Source organism: Janibacter sp. HTCC2649, from assembly GCF_000152705.1.
In the GTDB taxonomy this organism is placed as follows: Bacteria; Actinomycetota; Actinomycetes; order Actinomycetales; family Dermatophilaceae; genus Knoellia.
In genome coordinates this window covers 3,714,334-3,731,783 of sequence record NZ_CH672413.1, presented here as the reverse complement: position 1 = coordinate 3,731,783, position 17,450 = coordinate 3,714,334, and the positions used below count along the sequence as shown (strand labels likewise).

The 17,450-nt window shown below is 69.3% G+C and carries 18 protein-coding genes; 15 read left to right on the top strand and 3 right to left on the bottom strand.

Going from position 1 to position 17,450, the window contains the following annotated elements; all coding sequences use genetic code 11:
* Nucleotides 1-17: 17 nt before the first annotated feature.
* From JNB_RS17865 to JNB_RS17850, 4 genes are all read left to right on the top strand, one after another.
* Entirely contained in the window at nt 18-866 is an 849-nt protein-coding gene (locus tag JNB_RS17865) for a purine-nucleoside phosphorylase (protein ID WP_009777932.1), read from the top strand.
* Between the two features lie 6 nt (nt 867-872).
* Nucleotides 873-2,525, top strand: a complete 1,653-nt coding sequence (locus JNB_RS17860) for a phospho-sugar mutase (protein ID WP_009777931.1) — start codon at nt 873-875, stop codon at nt 2,523-2,525.
* 111 nt (nt 2,526-2,636) lie between these two features.
* Nucleotides 2,637-2,831: a hypothetical protein gene (locus tag JNB_RS17855; protein ID WP_009777930.1), complete on the top strand. Its 195-nt coding sequence runs from the start codon at nt 2,637-2,639 to the stop codon at nt 2,829-2,831.
* Between the two features lie 28 nt (nt 2,832-2,859).
* A complete protein-coding gene (locus JNB_RS17850) occupies nt 2,860-3,348 on the top strand; it encodes a DUF1992 domain-containing protein (RefSeq protein WP_009777929.1) in 489 nt (162 codons plus the stop codon).
* A 32-nt stretch (nt 3,349-3,380) separates the two neighbouring features.
* On the opposite strand, the gene JNB_RS17845 is transcribed toward JNB_RS17850, so the two are convergent.
* A complete protein-coding gene (locus JNB_RS17845) occupies nt 3,381-3,944 on the bottom strand; it encodes a GNAT family N-acetyltransferase (protein WP_009777928.1) in 564 nt (187 codons plus the stop codon).
* Nucleotides 3,945-4,197: 253 nt separating this feature from the next.
* Here JNB_RS17845 and JNB_RS17840 point away from each other — a divergent pair, with 253 nt between their 5' ends.
* The 5 genes from JNB_RS17840 (at nt 4,198) to JNB_RS17820 (ending at nt 9,815) form a co-directional block, all read left to right on the top strand.
* Nucleotides 4,198-5,595 (top strand): DUF222 domain-containing protein, encoded by a 1,398-nt coding sequence (locus tag JNB_RS17840; RefSeq protein WP_009777927.1) that lies wholly within the window; start codon nt 4,198-4,200, stop codon nt 5,593-5,595.
* A gap of 230 nt (nt 5,596-5,825) precedes the next feature.
* Complete coding sequence (gene deoC, locus JNB_RS17835) at nt 5,826-6,833, top strand: deoxyribose-phosphate aldolase (protein ID WP_009777926.1); 1,008 nt, start codon at nt 5,826-5,828, stop codon at nt 6,831-6,833.
* Nucleotides 6,834-6,850: 17 nt separating this feature from the next.
* On the top strand, nt 6,851-8,299 hold the full coding sequence (locus JNB_RS17830; protein ID WP_009777925.1) for an aldehyde dehydrogenase family protein: 1,449 nt from the start codon (nt 6,851-6,853) through the stop codon (nt 8,297-8,299).
* Nucleotides 8,296-9,201: an aldehyde dehydrogenase family protein gene (locus JNB_RS17825; protein ID WP_009777924.1), complete on the top strand. Its 906-nt coding sequence runs from the start codon at nt 8,296-8,298 to the stop codon at nt 9,199-9,201. The genes JNB_RS17830 and JNB_RS17825 overlap by 4 nt, the downstream gene beginning before the upstream one ends.
* Nucleotides 9,198-9,815, top strand: coding sequence for a uridine kinase (locus tag JNB_RS17820; protein WP_009777923.1), 618 nt, complete (start codon nt 9,198-9,200; stop codon nt 9,813-9,815). The genes JNB_RS17825 and JNB_RS17820 overlap by 4 nt, the downstream gene beginning before the upstream one ends.
* A 13-nt stretch (nt 9,816-9,828) precedes the next feature.
* Here the strand turns inward: JNB_RS17820 and JNB_RS17815 are convergent, their stop codons facing one another.
* Entirely contained in the window at nt 9,829-10,203 is a 375-nt protein-coding gene (locus JNB_RS17815; RefSeq protein WP_009777922.1) for a DivIVA domain-containing protein, read from the bottom strand.
* 68 nt (nt 10,204-10,271) lie between these two features.
* Here JNB_RS17815 and JNB_RS17810 point away from each other — a divergent pair, with 68 nt between their 5' ends.
* Genes JNB_RS17810 through JNB_RS17790 form a run of 5 tightly spaced genes read left to right on the top strand, consistent with a single transcriptional unit; the run spans nt 10,272 to nt 15,564 of the window.
* Nucleotides 10,272-11,414 carry a glycerophosphoryl diester phosphodiesterase membrane domain-containing protein gene (locus JNB_RS17810; RefSeq protein WP_148232502.1) on the top strand — a complete coding sequence of 381 codons (1,143 nt, stop codon included), beginning with the start codon at nt 10,272-10,274 and terminating at the stop codon, nt 11,412-11,414.
* Nucleotides 11,393-12,043, top strand: coding sequence for a DUF4129 domain-containing protein (locus tag JNB_RS17805; protein WP_009777920.1), 651 nt, complete (start codon nt 11,393-11,395; stop codon nt 12,041-12,043). Before JNB_RS17810 ends, JNB_RS17805 begins: the two co-directional genes overlap by 22 nt.
* A complete protein-coding gene (locus JNB_RS17800; RefSeq protein ID WP_009777919.1) occupies nt 12,040-13,233 on the top strand; it encodes a DUF4350 domain-containing protein in 1,194 nt (397 codons plus the stop codon). The genes JNB_RS17805 and JNB_RS17800 overlap by 4 nt, the downstream gene beginning before the upstream one ends.
* A complete protein-coding gene (locus tag JNB_RS17795) occupies nt 13,230-14,255 on the top strand; it encodes a MoxR family ATPase (protein ID WP_009777918.1) in 1,026 nt (341 codons plus the stop codon). The genes JNB_RS17800 and JNB_RS17795 overlap by 4 nt, the downstream gene beginning before the upstream one ends.
* A gap of 16 nt (nt 14,256-14,271) precedes the next feature.
* A complete protein-coding gene (locus tag JNB_RS17790; protein WP_009777917.1) occupies nt 14,272-15,564 on the top strand; it encodes a DUF58 domain-containing protein in 1,293 nt (430 codons plus the stop codon).
* A gap of 4 nt (nt 15,565-15,568) precedes the next feature.
* Here JNB_RS17790 and JNB_RS17785 read toward each other — a convergent pair whose 3' ends face one another.
* A complete protein-coding gene (locus JNB_RS17785; RefSeq protein ID WP_009777916.1) occupies nt 15,569-16,390 on the bottom strand; it encodes an RDD family protein in 822 nt (273 codons plus the stop codon).
* Between the two features lie 43 nt (nt 16,391-16,433).
* Between JNB_RS17785 and JNB_RS17780 the strand changes: the two genes are divergently transcribed.
* Nucleotides 16,434-17,429, top strand: coding sequence for a stage II sporulation protein M (locus JNB_RS17780; protein WP_009777915.1), 996 nt, complete (start codon nt 16,434-16,436; stop codon nt 17,427-17,429).
* The last annotated feature ends 21 nt before the right edge of the window (nt 17,430-17,450 follow it).

The window sequence follows — 17,450 nt, the reverse complement described above, 5'->3', positions numbered from 1 at the left end:
GCCTCTAGTCTGAGCCAATGAGTTCGACGCCCGCGCCCGAGCGCGCCCTTGACCTGTCCGACCCGGCGACCGATCCCCTTGCTGTTGCCGAGGCAGCCGCTGCGGTCATCCGCGAACGCACCGGCGTCGAGAGCCATCACGTCGCACTCGTCCTCGGCTCCGGCTGGGGCCAGACCGGTGACCTCATCGGCGAGACGCTGGCCGAGATCGACAACACCGACGTGCCCGGTTTCGCCAAGGCCGCCGTGGCAGGCCACTCGGGCACGATGCGCTCGGTCGCCATCGGTGACACCGGTCGTCGCGCCCTGGTCTTTGGCACCCGCACCCACTTCTACGAGGGCCACGGAGTGCGCGCGGTCGTCCACAACGTCCGCACCGCGGCCGCCCTGGGCTGCCGCACCATCGTCCTCACCAACGGTTGCGGTGGCCTGCGCGAGGAGTGGCCTCCCGGGACCCCCGTCCTCATCCGCGACCACATCAACCTGACCGCGAACTCCCCCATCGAGGGCGCGAACTTCGTCGACCTCACCGACGTCTACACCCCTCGGCTGCGTGACCTGGCCCGCGAGGTCGACGGCGGCCTCGACGAGGGTGTCTACGTGCAGTTCCGTGGCCCCCACTACGAGACCCCTGCCGAGGTCCAGATGGCTCGGATCATCGGTGGCGACCTCGTGGGCATGTCCACGTCGCTCGAGGCCATCGCGGCCCGGCAGAGCGGCATGGACGTCCTCGGCATCTCGCTCGTGACCAACCCTGCGGCCGGCATCTCCAAGACCCCGCTCAATCACGAAGAGGTCCTCGAGGCCGGCAAGGCCGCGGCCGAACGCTGCGGCCAGCTCCTCGCCGCTGTCGTCGCGAAGATCTGAGGAAACATGAACGACGACCTCGTGGCAGCCGCTCGCGCGTGGGCCGCGGACGACCCGGATCCCCAGACGAAGGCCGAGCTCGAGTCGGTGGCCGACGCCGCCAGTTCCGGTGACCCTGCCGCCGTGGAGGACCTCCTCGACCGGATGTCGGGTCTCCTCCAGTTCGGCACCGCCGGCCTGCGCGGCGCCCTCGGAGGTGGCCCCAACCGGATGAACCGCTCAGTCGTCATTCGAGCGGCAGCCGGCCTCACGGCATACCTGAAAAAGACTGTTGCGGAGCCGTTCGTCGTCATCGGGTTCGACGCTCGCTTCAACTCCGATGTCTTTGCTCGTGACACCGCAGCGGTGGTCCTCGGAGCTGGAGGACGCGCGTCGGTGCTGCCTCGTCCGCTGCCCACACCCGTTCTTGCGTATGCGATTCGGCATCTTGGCGCCGACGCTGGCGTCATGGTCACGGCGAGCCACAACCCGCCGCAGGACAACGGCTACAAGGTCTACCTCGGCGACGGCTCGCAGATCGTGTCGCCGTCCGACGTCGACATCGCCGCCGAGATCTCCCGCATCGAGCGGACCCTCGACGTGCCGCTCGCCGACGACGGCTGGGAGACGCTGGACGACGAGGTGCTCGAGAGCTACCTCACACACGTCATAGACGTCGTCTCGCCCGACACTCCTCGCGACCTGGTGGTCGTCCACACGGCGTTGCACGGTGTCGGCTCCGAGACCGTCGCGCGTGCGTTCGTCGCTGCCGGGTATGCCGCTCCGCTGCCGGTTCCCAGTCAGGCAGAGCCGGATCCACTCTTCCCGACGGTGCCGTTCCCGAACCCCGAGGAGCCCGGCGCCATGGATGCGGCGCTTGAGCTCGCCGAGCAGACGGGGCCCGATGTCGTCATCGCCAACGACCCCGACGCCGACCGGTGCGCTGTGGCCGTGCCGGGTCCCGGTGGGTGGCGGATGCTGCGCGGCGACGAGGTCGGAGTCCTGCTCGGTGCGCACCTCCTGGAGCGCGGCGTGCCTGCGGACGCCGTGTTCGCGAACTCGATCGTGTCGTCCCGGATGCTTGCGACCGTATGCCGTTCGGTCGGCATCGCACACGAGGAGACCTTGACGGGGTTCAAGTGGATCTCGCGGGTGCCGGGGCTGCGTTATGGCTACGAGGAGGCGCTGGGATATTGCGTCGATCCGGGGCAGGTGCGTGACAAGGACGGTGTCTCTGCAGCGCTCGTCGTGGCCGAGATCGCGGCGTCACTCAAGGCCTCCGGTGGGTCGATCACCGAGCGTCTGGACGAGCTCGCCGTGACGCATGGCGTGCACGCGACCGACTCGTTCTCGGTGCGTGTCGAGGACCTTGCGCTCATCGACCAGATCATGGCCCGCCTGCGCGCTCAGACGCTGAGCACCGTTGCGGGAGTGGAGGTTTCGCGCGTTGACGACCTTGCTGCCGGCGATGGGGGGCTGCCGCCAACCGAGGGCTTGCGCTACTTCTTGGCCGACGACTCTCGCGTGATCGTGCGTCCATCGGGCACCGAACCCAAGCTCAAGGTCTACCTCGAGGTGATCGAGGCCGTGTCCGACGGTGACCTCGTCGGTGCCCGCTCGCGGGCGGGTCAGCGGCTGTCTGCGATCAGGTCCGACTTCGAGGCCGCCACCGCTCTCTGACTCGTCGGCGTCTGCCCGGGTCCACCGATGGGTGGAGGCGCGGGCAGCCCTGTGTGGGCAGGATGGAGACATCGCAGGGGGACGACATCCCGCTCACCGAAGGAGAACTCGATGCAGCAGCGCTACCTCAACATTGCCTGGATCCTGACGGCCATCCTCGTGGTCTGGGCGATCATCGCCGGCAACGTGGACAGCATTCCGAGCTGGACCATTGCCATTCCGGCGGTGCTCACGGGTTTCTGGTGGGCCTTCGGCAGGGGCTTCCTGTCCAACTCGGACGACGAGCACAAGAACCCGACCGCCTGACCCGGGCGGTTCGGTTCACACTGGTGTCATGGCTTTTCACGAGTCGTGGGTCGAGAAGCAGATCCGTGAGGCGCAGGAGCGCGGTGAGTTCGACAACCTGCCCGGTGCCGGCAAACCGCTGAAGGGGCTGGACGACCCGGACCCCGACTGGTGGGTCAAGAAGATGATGGCTCGCGAGGGGCTCGACCCCTCTGACGCCATGCCATCCGTCATGATCCTGCGGCGCGAACACGCGAGCTTCCCCGAGTCACTGCTCGATGTGCGAACGGAGGACGGGGTCCGCGAAGTGCTGCGTGAATACAACCTGCGCGTGCTCGACGATCGTCGCCGACCGGCGTTCGGCAAGGACTCGCCGATCTGGGCACCGACCGTGGAGGTCGAGCCGATGGTCGAACGGTGGAGAGTGCTGCGGGCCGAGCGGGCTGCCGCTGCCGAGGCGGCCGTCGCGGCAGCGGCGGCAGCCGTCAGCGAACCAGCGCAACCGCGGAAGCGGTGGTGGCAGCGGCGCGGGACCTGACGGCATACGCCAAGCCTGTCGGTCTGTAGTTGTCAGCTGAGGTGGCGCGAGAACCACGCGTGGCGGGTCACGGCGTACTCGACCTCGCCGTCGGGCTCGTCCCACGAGCGGACGAACCGCATGCCGACGCTTTCCATCACTGCGCGTGAGCCCATGTTGTCCGTCACTGCCTGCGCGATGACGCGATGCAGCCCGAGCTCCTCGAACCCGTGGCGAAGCAGTTCGCGCGATCCCTCGCTGGCGAAACCCTGTCGCCAGAAGCGGCGGTGGAGGCGGTAGCCGAGTTCTGCCACGCCGGGTGACGTCCGCCAGTCGCCCTGGTCCGGGCCGTGCAATGGCCCGAGGATCCACCAGCCGACGAACGGACGGCCGGGCTCGTCCCTCGCGAAACCGGCCCAGAAACCGAGTCCGTCGATCTGGCGTCCCCGTTCCATGCGCTGGGCGTGTGAGGCGAGCACTTCCTCGCGGGTTCGGGGGCGGCCCCAGACGTAGTGAGTCACGTCAGGGTCGGCGTCGAGCGCGATCTCTTCGGCGAGGTGCTCATCGGTGAGTGGAATGAGGTCGAGGCGCGCGGTCTGCAAGGGAATCTGGGGCACAGCTTGATGGTCCCGCCGATGCGGGTGGTGCGCGACTGGATTTGACGGTTGCCCCATCAGGCTCAGGTGTCACGTTGCATCGGACATCGACGCAAATGTGTTGCGCTGCAGTCGAATTCGCATGTGGAAAACCAGTTGAGTGTCAGCGAACAGGTGTACGATGAAAGGTATGGAGGGGACACCGTCACTGGCAGGGCCTGACCTTCAGGTCCGCTCTTTCCTGTCCTCTTTGGGTGGTGTGGATCCCGAGGGTATGACCGAGCCGGAGCGGGTCGCGGCGGTGTCGGCGTTGGAGGCGTTGAAGGGTGCCGCAGCCGCAGCGCAGGCACGGCTGACTGCGGCTGCAGTGGTGGATCGTGAAGCGCTGGGTGAGGACTCCCGCAGTGTCCGGGCGGACATTGCCTTGGCGCGGAAGTGTTCGCCGACGCTGGCGGATCAGCACGTGGGTGTCGCCAAGGCACTGGTGTCTGAGATGCCAGAGACGATGGCCGCGCTGACCAGGGGTGAACTCAGTGAGCGTCGGGCGGGGATCCTCGTGCGCGAGACCGCGTGCCTGAGTGCCGAGCACCGCGCCGAGGTCGACAAGCAGTTGGCCGCAACCATGACGTCCTTGGGTGACAAAGCTCTGGCGGGTGCCGCCCGACGGGCTGGTGCAGCGCTGGATGCGGAGTCGTTGGCTGAGCGGAACCGTCGAGCAGTCGCGAGTCGCCGCATGAGCGTGCGACCCGCGGTGGATGGGATGGCGTGGTTGTCGATTCTGGGACCGATGAAGGACGTCATCGGTGCGCACGTGGCTCTGACCGCTGAAGAAGCCCGACGTCACGTCATCGACCCCACCTTGTCCCCCCAGGCGTGGGCGGCTGCCGCAGCCGCTGCTGAGGCTGACACTCGCGGCAAGGGTGCCTGGCTCGCGGACCGCGCCCTGGAACTGCTGTCCGGTCGCGCGAAGGATCAGCCGCAACCGGTCGAGGTCAACCTCGTCATGACCGACAAGGTCCTGCTCCCGGCAGCGTTTGACGGTCAGACCCCCGACGATGACGTCGCTGTGATCCCCGGCTGGGGCCCGATCCCCGGCGAAGAGGCTCGCACGCACATCGCCGACCTCCTCGACTCCCAGACCCAGACCTGGATTCGTCGGCTGTTCACCGACCCCACCGGGCGTGACCTCGTCGCCCTCGACTCGCAACGCCGCCGCTTCCAAGGCGGCCTGCGCAAGTTCCTGCAACTCAGGGACCCCACCTGCCGCGTCCCGTGGTGCGACGCACCCGCGATCGAAGGCGACCACGTCCAACCCGTCCACGACGGCGGCGGCACGACTGGTGCCAACGCTGGCGGCCTGTGCAAACGCCACAACCAGATCAAGGAAGAGGTCGGGTGGTACTTCGCCGTGCGCTCCACCGGGCTCGACGGGACCGGACCACACGGCATACGCATCCAGACCCCCACCGGACGAGTCCACGACTCCACGGCACCACCGATCTTGGGTGAGGGCTGGATCGCGCCCTCACTTGAAGATGAGCCCGTGCCCGACGCTTGGATGCTTGACGCCGAGATCCACGAGATGCCGCTGCCAGAGGACCCGTGGGGCGGCTGGATCCCCGACCCGCCTGACGACTTCGGGCTCAACGCCGAGAACCCGTGGGCCGCCTGATCCTGCCGTGAATTCAGTTGCATCGACTAATCCGCGCTGACGACGTGCCGGGTACACGACTTCTCGGTCGCTCGATACGAGGACGAACTTCGCCAACTGGACGCACAGATGCGAGCGGGCCACTCCTTCGTCGCCCACTCGACCCGGCACCTGATCGATGCCCGTCGCGAGCCCTGAGCCTGTTCCGCTGACGCTACGGCGGGACTCTTCTGCGCGGATACACTCCGGGGGTGAGCACCACAAAGACGGCCGTCGACCCTGAGCTCGACACCACGGCCCGCGCCAGAGATCTCCTCGGAGTCTCCCGGTTGACCAATCAGTCCCTCACGCGCTGGCTCCACGGATTGCCGGGCGTCGACCAGGTCGGCTGCGAAGCCCGAGCCGCTGGCCTCGGCACGCGCTCGATCAAGACCACGAGCAAGGCGTGGGCCATCGACCTCGCCATCTCGATGATCGACCTCACGACCCTCGAGGGTGCTGACACCAAGGGACGCGTGCGAGGCCTCGCCGCCAAGGCCCTCGTCCCCGACCCCAGCGACCTCAGCACGCCGCGGCCCGCCGCAGTCTGTGTCTACGGCGACATGGTCGGGACCGCCAAGGAAGTCCTCGGCAACAGCGGCGTCAAGGTCGCAGCAGTCGCCACCGCGTTCCCGAGCGGTCGCGCGAGCATGGCGGTCAAGCTGGCCGACACCAAGGACGCGGTCAGGGCCGGCGCCGACGAGATCGACATGGTCATCGACCGTGGCGCGTTCCTGTCCGGCGACTACCTCACCGTCTTCAACCAGATCGTCGAGGTGAAGAAGGTCTGCGGCGACGCTCGGCTCAAGGTCATCATGGAGACCGGCGAGCTCAACACCTACGACAACGTGCGCCGCGCCAGCTGGCTGTCGATGCTCGCCGGTGGCGACTTCATCAAGACGAGCACGGGCAAGATCCAGCCCGCCGCAACGCTTCCCGTCACCCTGATCATGCTCGAGGCCGTCCGCGACTGGCGCGACCTCACCGGCACCCAGGTCGGGGTCAAGCCCGCCGGTGGCATCAAGACGAGCAAGGACGCGATCAAATTCCTCGTCACCGTGAGCGAGATCGCCGGTGACGACTGGCTCGACAACCACTGGTTCCGCTTCGGTGCGAGCAGCCTGCTCAACGACCTCCTCCTCCAGCGCCAGCGCATGACGACCGGTGCCTACTCCGGCGCCAACTACATCGCCGACGACTCCCCCTCCACGGCCTACTGAGCACCAAGGACATCGAGATGCCCAAGTTTGAGTACGCACCGGCCCCCGAGTCCCGGTCCGTCGTCGACCTCAAGAGCTCCTACGGACTCTTCATCAACGGCGAGTTCGTCGACGGCTCCGGAACCAGCTTCAAGTCGATCAGCCCCGCCACCGAAGAGGTCCTCGCCGAGGTCTCCGCGGCAAGCGAAGCGGATGTCGACGCGGCCGTGAAAGCTGCGCGCACGGCATACACGCGCGTGTGGTCCAAGATGTCCGGCGCCGATCGCGGCAAGTACCTCTACCGCATCGCCCGCATCCTCCAGGAGCGCGCGCGCGAGTTCGCGGTTCTCGAGACCCTCGACAACGGCAAGCCGATCAAGGAGAGCCGCGACGTCGACATCCCGCTCGCTGCCGCTCACTTCTTCTACAACGCCGGCTGGGCCGACAAGCTCGGGTATGCCGCATTGCCCGGTGGTGCGAACCCCCAGCCTCACGGTGTGGTCGGGCAGATCATCCCGTGGAACTTCCCCATGCTCATGCTCGCGTGGAAGATCGCCCCGGCCCTCGCGACAGGCAACACCGTCGTCCTCAAGCCCGCCGAGACCACGCCGCTGACGGCGCTGCTCTTCGCCGAGGTGTGCCAGCAGGCCGACCTGCCCCCGGGTGTCGTCAACATCGTCACCGGTGCGGGCCCGACCGGTCAGGCGATCGTCGACCACCCCGGCATCGACAAGCTCGCCTTCACCGGGTCGACCGGCGTCGGCAAGATGATCGCCCGCGCCATCTCCGGCACCCGCAAGAAGGCGACGCTCGAGCTCGGGGGCAAGGCCGCCAACATCGTCTTCGACGACGCCGCCATCGACCAGGCGGTCGAGGGCATCGTCACCGGCATCTTCTTCAACCAGGGCCACGTCTGCTGCGCCGGTTCGCGACTCCTGGTGCAGGAGACCATCGCCGACGAGGTCGAGAGTCGCCTCAAGCGTCGCCTCGAGACCCTGCGCGTCGGCGACCCGCTCGACAAGAACACCGACGTCGGCGCCATCAACAGCAAGGCCCAGCTCGACCGGATCATCGCGCTCACCGACGCCGGTGAGGGCGAGGGCGCCGTGCGCTGGGACAACGGCTGCGAACTCCCGAGCAAGGGATTCTGGTTCAGGCCAACGGTTTTCACCGGGGTCACGCAGACGCACCGCATCGCCCAGGAAGAGATCTTCGGACCCGTCCTGTCGGTGCTGACGTTCCGCACCCCACAGGAAGCCGTGGCCAAGGCCAACAACACGCCCTACGGCCTGTCCGCAGGCATCTGGACCGAGAAGGGTTCGCGCATCCTCTGGATGGCCGACCAGCTCAAGGCCGGAGTCGTCTGGGCCAACACGTTCAACCAGTTCGACCCGACAAGCCCGTTCGGTGGCTACAAGGAGTCCGGCTACGGCCGTGAGGGTGGCCGACACGGCCTCGAGGCCTACGTGAAGGGAACGCAGTCATGAGCCGCGTTGACGTGAAGAAGACCTACAAGCTCTACATCGGCGGCAAGTTCCCGCGCAGCGAGAGTGGTCGTTCCTACGAGGTCCATTCCGCCCCGAAGGGAAAGGCTCAGAAGGGTGCCTTCCTCGCGAACGCAGCCCAGGGATCACGCAAGGACGCCCGCGACGCGGTCACCGCAGCGCGAGCCGCGCAGCCCGGCTGGGCCGGCGCCACGGCATACAACCGCGGTCAGGTTCTCTACCGCGTCGCCGAGGTCATGGAAGCCCGTCGCCCGCAGCTCGTCCAGGAGGTCCGCGACGCCGAGGGTCTCTCCCCCGCAGCGGCGGAAGCCGTTGTGTCACAGGCGATTGACCGCTGGGTCTGGTATGCCGGGTGGTCCGACAAGTACGTCCAGATCCTCGGTGGGCTGAACCCCGTCGCCGGTCCGTTCTTCAACATCTCGGGCTCCGAGCCGACCGGCGTCGTCGCCGTCCTCGCGCCGCAGGAGTCGAGCCTGCTCGGTCTCGTGTCGGTCATCGCGCCCGTCATCGTGTCCGGCAACGCCGTCGTCGTCGTGACGAGTGCCGACCGTCCGCTGCCCGCGATCACGCTCGCCGAGTGCCTCGCCACGTCGGACGTGCCCGGCGGTGTCGTCAACATCATCACGGGCAAGGCCGCCGAGATCGCCCCGTGGCTCGCGAGCCACCGCGACGTCAACGCGATCGACCTCGCCGGTGCCGCTGGCGCCGAGGGCGTCGACTGGGGCGCCCTTGAGGAGGCCAGCGCCGAGAACCTCAAGCGCGTCCTGCGCCCCGCTGGTTCGGGTGCCGGTGCGGTGGAGCCTGACTGGACCGCGACCCCTGACCTGTCCCGACTCACAGCCTTCCTCGAGACCAAGACGGTCTGGCACCCCAAGGGCCGTTGACTCCGGCGCAGACCGGTCGGGCACGCATCGTCGTCCTCGCCGGACCGAGTGGCGCCGGCAAGTCACGTCTCGCCGAACGTCTCCACACCACCCACGGGTGGCCGATCGTGCGGCTCGACGACTTCTATCGCGACGAGGATGACCCGTCGATGCCCCGCAGCGACGAGCTCGGCATCATCGACTGGGACCACCCGGACTCCTGGAATGCGTCCGAGGCCGTGGCCGCCCTCGCCGAGCTCGTCGACACCGGGTCGGCCGCCACGCCGGTCTACGACATCTCGGTGAGTCGCGCCGTCTCCACGACCACCGTGACCGCGGGCCCCGACGAGCTCATCCTCGCCGAGGGGATCTTCGCTGCCGAGATCGTGGCCGCCCTGCGTGACGCGGGGATCCTGCACAGCGCCTGGTGCATCCACCACCGACCGTTCGTGACGTTCGTCCGGCGACTGGCCCGTGACCTCAAGGAACGCCGCAAGCCGCCGATGGTGCTCGTGCGCCGCGGGCTCGCGCTGATGCGCGCCGAGCCGGAGGTCGTGCGCCGTCAGGTCGCCCTCGGCGCCGAGGCAGCGCGCGCCACCGATGTCGAAGCGCGCCTGGCCACGTCCGCCGGGTAGTCGTGGCGACGCGTCAGTCGCCGCGCAGGACCCGCAGCAACCGGGCCCCGAGTCCGGAGCGCTCCTCGCTGATCGTGGCGGGGACGGAGACTGCGGCAGCGGCAGCGGCGCTCCGTGGTGGCGTCTCGTCCGACCCCGACGCCTGACGGACCACCTCGTCCAGGAGGGCGTCGACGTCTCCACAGTCATAGCCCCGTCGCATCGACGTCGTGGGGAGCCTGGCACTGCTCGCGATCGCAGCCACCTCCGTGCCGGACGAGCCACGCTCGACGGCGCGGACGAGCTCGTCGAGGAACTGGTCGACCGCGACCTCGTCGTACCCGCTCCGGAACTGGGTCGAGCCGAAGGCTGCGTTGCGCACGGTGCTGACCAGTGTCACGGGATCCATGGGTCAAGCCTATGGCCGCGACCTGCTCGGTTAGGGTTCGTGACAGTCACTGCCACGGGGAGAAACAGATGAGCGACCAGGGTTGGACCGCACCCGGAGGGGATTCCGGACGTCCGGAGCCGCAGCCACCCCAGCCGGTCCCTGCCCCGCCCCAGCAGCCCTCCCCGGCATACCCCCAACAGCAGTTCCAGCAGCCGCCGCAGCAGCGACCGCCCTACGTGTCGCCGAGGCAGCTGGACCTGCGACCCGGCATCATCCCGCTGCGGCCCCTGACGATGAACGACCTCTTCGGTGCGGTGTTCCGCGCGGTCCGGGGCAACGTCGGCGCCACCGTTGGTCTGGCTGCCTTGACGTCCCTGGTCTTCCTCGTGCCCTTCACCGCGCTCGGCGCCTGGGTGTCGAGCCAGGAGGAGTCGATTTCGTTCGAGGACTCGGTCAACAGCGACACGGCCGGGCTCCTGGGTTCGCTCGGCTCGGTCATCCCGTCGATCGGCTCGTGGTTCTCGACGATCCTGCTCACCGGATTCCTCGCCTACGTCATCGGCCAGGCCGTCCTCGGTCGCAAGGTCAGCGCCGGGGAGACCTGGCGCGGGACCATCCACCGCATCTGGCCGCTCATCGGCGCCACCCTCCTCACCGTCCTCATCTACGTCGTCGTCTTCAGTGCGATCTTCGCCCTTCCCGTGGCCCTGCTCGTCGCCGGCGGCACGGGGGGCAGTGATGGCGCCCTCGCGGCCGGATTCGCCCTGTTGTTCCTCGCGGGCGTGGTCGCGATCGTCGTGATGCTCTTCCTCTGGACGCGACTCGCGTTCGTCACACCCTCGGTCATGCTCGAGAACCTCGGCGTCGGCAAGGCGTTCGGGCGGTCCTGGCGGCTCACCGGCGGGAACCTGTTCTGGCGCCTGCTCGGCATTCGCATCCTCGCCGCGATCTGCATCGCCATCGCAGGGTCGGTCATCACCCTCCCCCTCACCCTGCTCGCGGCGGGACTCGCCTTCACGGGCATCCCCCTCGACCAGATGTACATCTGGCAGGCCGTGCTCACCGGCGTCACGGGCGTCTTCGCCGGCGCCATCACCACTCCCATCACGGCCGGCCTCGACGCGCTCCTCTACGTCGATCACCGCATCCGTCGCGAGGGCCTCGACGTCCAGCTCATCCAGACCGCGCAGGGCGCTGCCGGCGCACCATGGCCCCGCGCCTCGGCATGATCTTCGACGCGCCACCGCTCGACCCGTCCCGGAGCGATGGCCGTCGCCTGCTCGAGGACGAACTCGCCAAACCTCGGTATGCCGTGGAGCCCAGTCTCTGGGACCGCTTCCAGGAGTGGTTGTCCGGGCTGTTCAACGGCACCGGAGGAGTCGGCCTGCCGAGTTGGGTGTTCGTGATCGTCCTCCTCATCGGCCTGGCGGTCGTCGCCCTCGTCGTCGTGGTGCTGCTGCGACCCGAGGCGCGGGCCCGTCGTTCAGGCGACGACCGCGGAGTCCTCGACGAACGCGGAGTCGACGCTGCGGCATACCGAAGTCGCGCGCAAGCTGCTGTGCGAGAACGTGACTGGGACACGGTCGTCCTTGACTCCTATCGGGCCATTGTCTCGTCGGGCGTGGAGCGGACCGTGCTCGACGAGCTGCCCGGGCGCACGGCTCACGAGGCCTCACTCGAGCTGTCGCGCGCCTTCCCCGACGAAGGTGAGGGCCTGCGGGCGAGCGCCGACCGGTTCGACGCGGTGCGCTACGGACACGACCGCGCCACCGAGGACGACGCCCGCGGAGTCCTCGCTCTCGACGATCGACTGGCCCGGAGCCGGCCCGTGCTGACACCTCTGGGTGCGACGTCATGACGGGCCTGGCGCGCTGGCGTCGGCCGGGGTTGTGGGCCCTCGTGGTCGTGCTGGCTGTGGGCGCCCTCGCCGCCATCGCGATCGCGACGACGCCACCCGGCGACCCGATGGATCCCGAGGGTGTCGGCCCAGCAGGGGGTGCGGCCCTGGTCGCAGTGCTCCAACAGAACGGCGTCGACGTCGAGACCAGCTCGTCCATCGACGACGCGGTCGCCGCACTCAAGGAGCGCGATGACGACACGACTGTCGTGGTCGCCAACACGCGCAACTTCGGCCTGGGCGCGGCCACGACGCTGCGCCAGGAGTCCCTCGGTGTCGACCGCATCGTCGTGCTGTCCCCCTCGACCGAGCAGCTGAAGGCCCTGCGCGCCGACGCCACTGCCCTCGCCGTCGGCGCCGCCATCCAGGTCGAGAGCCGGTGCGACATCGGCACCGTCGACCAAGGTGACTCGCTCCTCGGCATCGACACGCGCTATGAGGCCGGCAGCGATGCGACGCAGGCCAAGGCGTGCTTCCCCCTCACCATCGCGGCCGGCGATGGCGGCGACGAGGGCGAGGGCCAGCACGGCGCCGGGCTCCTCGAGCTCCCCTCGACCTCCGGGCACCCACAGCTGACCATCGTCGGGAGCACGACCGGCTTCACCAACGGGGTGATCACCCAAGAGGACAACGCGGCCATCGCACTGCGACTGCTGGGTGCTTCGTCCCGGCTCATCTGGTACCAACCCGACATCGCCGACCTCGTCGACACGGACGCGACCGGCGCCGACGACGGCTCCCTCCTGCCTCGATGGATCCCGCCCGCCCTCGCTATCGGCGCCGTTGGACTCCTCATGCTGGCCCTCGTCCGCGGTCGGCGACTCGGGCGGCTCGTGCGCGAACCACTGCCCGTGGTCGTGCGTGCTGTGGAGACGACCGAGAGCCGGGGCCGGCTCTACCGACGCGCGCAGGACCGACCGCGCGCCGCCACCGTGCTCCGGCTCGCCACCCTCGACCGGCTTCGGGCTCGCCTCGGCCTGCGTCGTGGAGACTCTGTCGACACCGTGGCCCGAGCCATCTCGGCCGCCACTGGCCGCCCCGTGCGCGAGGTGCTCGACCTCGTCGCCGGCCCCCAACCCACCGATGACGCCGCCCTCGTGCGGCTCGCCCAGGACCTGTCCGACCTCGAGGAGAAGGCACACCGCCCATGACCGACAACGTCACGCCCGAGAACACCGCTCCCCAGCCCGCCGCCCCTCGGCCGACTGCTCCGGCGGCCGCCGCACCCGAGGCCCGAGACGCGCTGCTGCGGGTGCGCGCCGAGGTCGCCAAGGCGGTCGTCGGCCAGGACGCCGCCGTCACCGGCCTCCTCGTCGCCCTGCTCTGCCGCGGCCACATCCTGCTCGAGGGAGTTCCCGGCGTCGCCAAGACCCTGCTCGTCCGCTCCCTGTCGCAGGCCCTCGACGTGCAGACCAAGCGGGTCCAGTTCACCCCTGACCTCATGCCCGGCGACCTCACCGGTTCGCTCGTGTTCGACGCGCGCACCAGTGACTTCACCTTCCGTCAGGGGCCGGTGTTCACCAACATCCTGCTCGCGGACGAGATCAACCGGACGCCACCCAAGACCCAGTCCGCCCTGCTCGAGGCCATGGAGGAGCGGCAGGTCAGCGTCGACGGTCAGCCGCACCCCCTCGCCCCGCCGTTCATGGTGGCCGCGACCCAGAACCCGGTCGAGTACGAAGGCACCTATCCGCTTCCCGAGGCCCAGCTCGACCGCTTCCTCCTCAAGGTCACCCTGCCCCTGCCTCCTCGCGCCGACGAGGTCGCCGTCCTCCGCCGTCACGCCGACGGGTTCGACCCCCGCGACCTCGGCGCCGCAGGTCTGGGCCCGGTCGCCTCCGCGGCCGACCTCGAAGCCGGCGCCGACGCGGTGCGCCAGGTCGAGGTCAGCGACGACATCGCGGCCTACGTCGTCGACATCGCGCGCGCGACCCGCAGCTCCCCGTCGCTGTCCCTGGGCGTCAGCCCTCGTGGCGCGACGGCGCTCATGTCGACAGCGCGAGCGTGGGCCTGGCTCAACGGTCGTGGCTACGTCACGCCCGACGACGTCAAGTCGCTGGCCCACGCGACCCTCGCTCACCGGTTGTCCCTGCGACCCGAGGCCGAGCTCGAGGGTGTCGACGTCTCCGCCGTCCTCGACAGCGCCCTGGGTTCCGTCCCGGTCCCCCGCTGAGTCCTGCTGACTGCTGATGGCTCTCACCTCACGAGCTCTCTGGCTCGTCCTCCTCGGCATCGTGCCGGTGGTGCTCCGGCCCACCGCGTCCACGGTGTGGCTCTGGCTGCTGCTCTGTGCGGTGGTCGTGGCCGTGGATGTCCTGCTCGCGCCCAGGCCACGGAGCCTGAGGTTCGAGCGCGCCCTGCCCACGTCGGTGAGGCTCGGCGAATCGGTCAGCAGCTCACTCCTCGTCACGAACCCCGGGACCCGGACCGCGCGCGGGCTCCTGCGCGATGCGTGGCCGCCATCCACGGGAGCCGAGCTGACCCGGCATACTCTCCGGCTTTCCGGTGGCGAACGCACGCGTCTCACCACCGCTCTGACGCCCACACGACGCGGCGACCGGATCGCCGACCGCGTCACCGTCCGCCTGCGGGGACCGCTCGGCCTCGCTGCCCGGCAGGCCTCGTTGGAGGTCCCCGGGCGCCTGCGGGTGCTCCACCCGTTCCCGTCGCGCAAACACATCCCCAGCCGACTTGCCGTCCTGCGCCAGCTCGATGGGCGGGCCGCCATGCGCACCCGCGGGCAGGGCACGGAGTTCGACTCGCTGCGTGACTACGTCGAAGGCGACGACGTGCGCTCCATCGACTGGCGGGCGACCGCGCGGCGGCAGGCCCTCGTCGTGCGCACCTGGCAGCCCGAGCAGCACCGGCGCATCGTCATCGTCCTCGACACGTCCCGCACGAGCGCCGGCCGCGTCGGGGACGCCCCGCGACTCGACTCGGGGATGGACGCCACGCTCTTCCTCACCGCGATCGCCGGGCACGCCCGGGACCGGGTCCACGTCATCGCGGGCGATCGGACCGTGCGCGCCCACGTCTCGGGTCACGACCGCGCCGCCCTGTTGCACGACGCCATCTCGGAGCTCGCTCCCGTCGACGCCCAGCTCATCGAGGCCGACTGGCGGCTGCTCGCTTCAGAGGTGACGAAGGTTGGCGCGCAGCGTGCGCTCGTCGTGCTCATCACGCCGCTCGAGTCGTCCGCACTCGAGGAGGGTCTCCTCCCGGTCCTGCCGGCCCTGGCGTCCCGCCACCGCGTCGTCATCGCCTCGGTCTCCGACCCAGCCGTTGAAGCGTTGCGCCTCGGGCGTGGAACAGCAACAGAGGTGTATGCCGCGGCAGCAGCCGAGCGGACCGTGGGCCTGCGTGCCCGGACCGCAGGGGCGTTCCAGTCCTTGGGTGTCGAGGTCCTGGACCAGCCACCCGAGCGCCTGCCGCTCGCGCTCGTCGACCACTACCTGGCCCTCAAACGCCAGGGCCTCCTCTGAGGTCTCAGCCGAGCGGGTCGGGAGGCATGAGTCGGTGCGTGCGGATCGCCTCCGACTGCAACCGGTCGAGGTCGCGGCGACGACGCTCGGCCAGCACGGCCCGCAGGATCCACTCAGCGTGAACGCCTGGTGGCGGCGGTGGGGACACATGCTGCAGCACCTGCGCGCAGAGGTCCTGGCCGAGGTGCTGGCGCGACTGCTGCGTGAGTCCGCCCGTGCGCGTGAGGAACTGGCGCGTGCCGATGCTGAGGGACGCGGGCATGGGACCGATGTCGGCCGCGCGCACCCAGTGCTCGAGTGCCGGCGGCACCTCGGGTGGTGCGGTCACCTGGAACTTGTGCCGCAGGGACATGACGTAGGTGCCGGCCGCCATGTCGCCGAGTCGCTTGGCACGCGGGTGGATGAAGGCAGCGATGATGGCCGGCGATCCGCCCAGCAGGTAGAACTCCACGAAGCCCACGAGCTGGCGAATGGCACTGTGGCGCAGGGTGATCGGGCCGCCATCGTCGCGAACAGTGACCAGCCCGAGGGCGTACTTGCCGGGGCTGCGGCCACGCGTGAGCGTCTCGAAGATGACCGGCAGGATCACGGTGAGACCGACGGTGAGGACGATGCTCACTGCCGTCGCAACGGCCTCGGACGACCGCGCGGTCAGAACACCGAACGTCAGGAAGCCCACGATCGCGAGAATGGCAGTGATGAGCAGGTCGATGGCCCGCGAGGCCATGCGGCTGGGCACGCTCGCGACGGGGACCTCGACGAAGACACCCTCGCCCGTGACGAGGTCGTCACCGGCGTAGCTGCGGTAGCCCCCGTCCACGCTCATGGAGCCGAGGTTATCCCGACGCCCCGCCGCATAGAGTGGCGACGTGGATCTCGACGCCTACATCGCCACCCATGTGGGTCAGTGGCGCCGACTCGAGGAGCTCGTGGGGAGGCGTCGGCTCTCGGGAGCCGAGTCGGACGAGCTGCTCGACCTCTACCAGCGGGTGTCGACACACCTCTCCGTCGTGCGGTCCTCCAGCCCGGACCCGTCGCTCGTGAGCTACCTGTCAGCGTTGCTCGCGCGGGCACGGCATACGGCAACGGGGTCCCGGAGCACGTCGTGGAGTGACGCGGCACGCTTCTTCACCCAGACGTTCCCCGCCGCGCTCTACCGGACGCGGCGCTGGTGGCTGGCGACGATGATCGGCAGCGTGGTGCTGGCGTTCGTCGTCGGCGCCTGGGCCGTGCGGCACCCGGAGGTCTTCACGGCGCAGATGACGCGCGCCGAGATCGACGCCTACGTGAACACCGACTTCGAGCACTACTACTCCGAATACCCACACCATGAGTTCGCACCCCTCGTGTGGACCAACAACGCGTGGGTGGCGGCGCAGTGCATCGCCCTCGGGGTGCTCGGCCTACCCGTGCTCGCCATCCTGGCGCAGAACGTCATCGGCGTCGGGATCGCCGGTGCGCTCATGGTCAGCCACGACCGCGGGTCCCTCTTCTTCGGCCTGATCCTGCCGCACGGACTCCTCGAGCTCACCGCGATCTTCGTCGCTGCGGCGGTCGGGCTGAGGCTCTTCTGGTCATGGATCGAGCCCGGTCCGCGCAGTCGACTGGACTCGCTCGCGGCCGAGGGGCGCACCGCGATGGCGATCGCCCTGGGGCTCGTCGTGGTGCTCTTCGTCAGCGGCGGGATCGAGGGGTTCGTGACACCGTCGGGGCTTCCGACGTGGGCCCGGATCCTCATCGGCGTCGTCGCCGAGTCGTTGTTCTTCGCCTATGTCTTCGTCGTGGGTCGCCGGGCAGCACGGGCCGGGGTCACCGGGGACGTCGCCGAGAGCGACCAGCCCGCCACCGCCCCCGTCGCCGCCTGAAAGGCCAGCCCCTCCCCGCTA

Excerpts from the sequence above, each read along its gene's own strand:
- JNB_RS17825 (WP_009777924.1), top strand. The coding sequence starts at position 8,296 with ATGAGCCGCGTTGACGTGAAGAAGACCTACAAGCTCTACATCGGCGGC.
- JNB_RS17815 (WP_009777922.1), bottom strand. The coding sequence starts at position 10,203 with ATGGATCCCGTGACACTGGTCAGCACCGTGCGCAACGCAGCCTTCGGC.
- JNB_RS17795 (WP_009777918.1), top strand. The coding sequence starts at position 13,230 with ATGACCGACAACGTCACGCCCGAGAACACCGCTCCCCAGCCCGCCGCC.
- JNB_RS17830 (WP_009777925.1), top strand. The coding sequence starts at position 6,851 with ATGCCCAAGTTTGAGTACGCACCGGCCCCCGAGTCCCGGTCCGTCGTC.
- JNB_RS17850 (WP_009777929.1), top strand. The coding sequence starts at position 2,860 with ATGGCTTTTCACGAGTCGTGGGTCGAGAAGCAGATCCGTGAGGCGCAG.
- JNB_RS17800 (WP_009777919.1), top strand. The coding sequence starts at position 12,040 with ATGACGGGCCTGGCGCGCTGGCGTCGGCCGGGGTTGTGGGCCCTCGTG.
- JNB_RS17840 (WP_009777927.1), top strand. The coding sequence starts at position 4,198 with ATGACCGAGCCGGAGCGGGTCGCGGCGGTGTCGGCGTTGGAGGCGTTG.
- JNB_RS17790 (WP_009777917.1), top strand. The coding sequence starts at position 14,272 with ATGGCTCTCACCTCACGAGCTCTCTGGCTCGTCCTCCTCGGCATCGTG.
- JNB_RS17855 (WP_009777930.1), top strand. The coding sequence starts at position 2,637 with ATGCAGCAGCGCTACCTCAACATTGCCTGGATCCTGACGGCCATCCTC.
- JNB_RS17805 (WP_009777920.1), top strand. The coding sequence starts at position 11,393 with ATGGCCCCGCGCCTCGGCATGATCTTCGACGCGCCACCGCTCGACCCG.
- JNB_RS17860 (WP_009777931.1), top strand. The coding sequence starts at position 873 with ATGAACGACGACCTCGTGGCAGCCGCTCGCGCGTGGGCCGCGGACGAC.
- JNB_RS17785 (WP_009777916.1), bottom strand. The coding sequence starts at position 16,390 with ATGAGCGTGGACGGGGGCTACCGCAGCTACGCCGGTGACGACCTCGTC.
- JNB_RS17810 (WP_148232502.1), top strand. The coding sequence starts at position 10,272 with ATGAGCGACCAGGGTTGGACCGCACCCGGAGGGGATTCCGGACGTCCG.
- JNB_RS17865 (WP_009777932.1), top strand. The coding sequence starts at position 18 with ATGAGTTCGACGCCCGCGCCCGAGCGCGCCCTTGACCTGTCCGACCCG.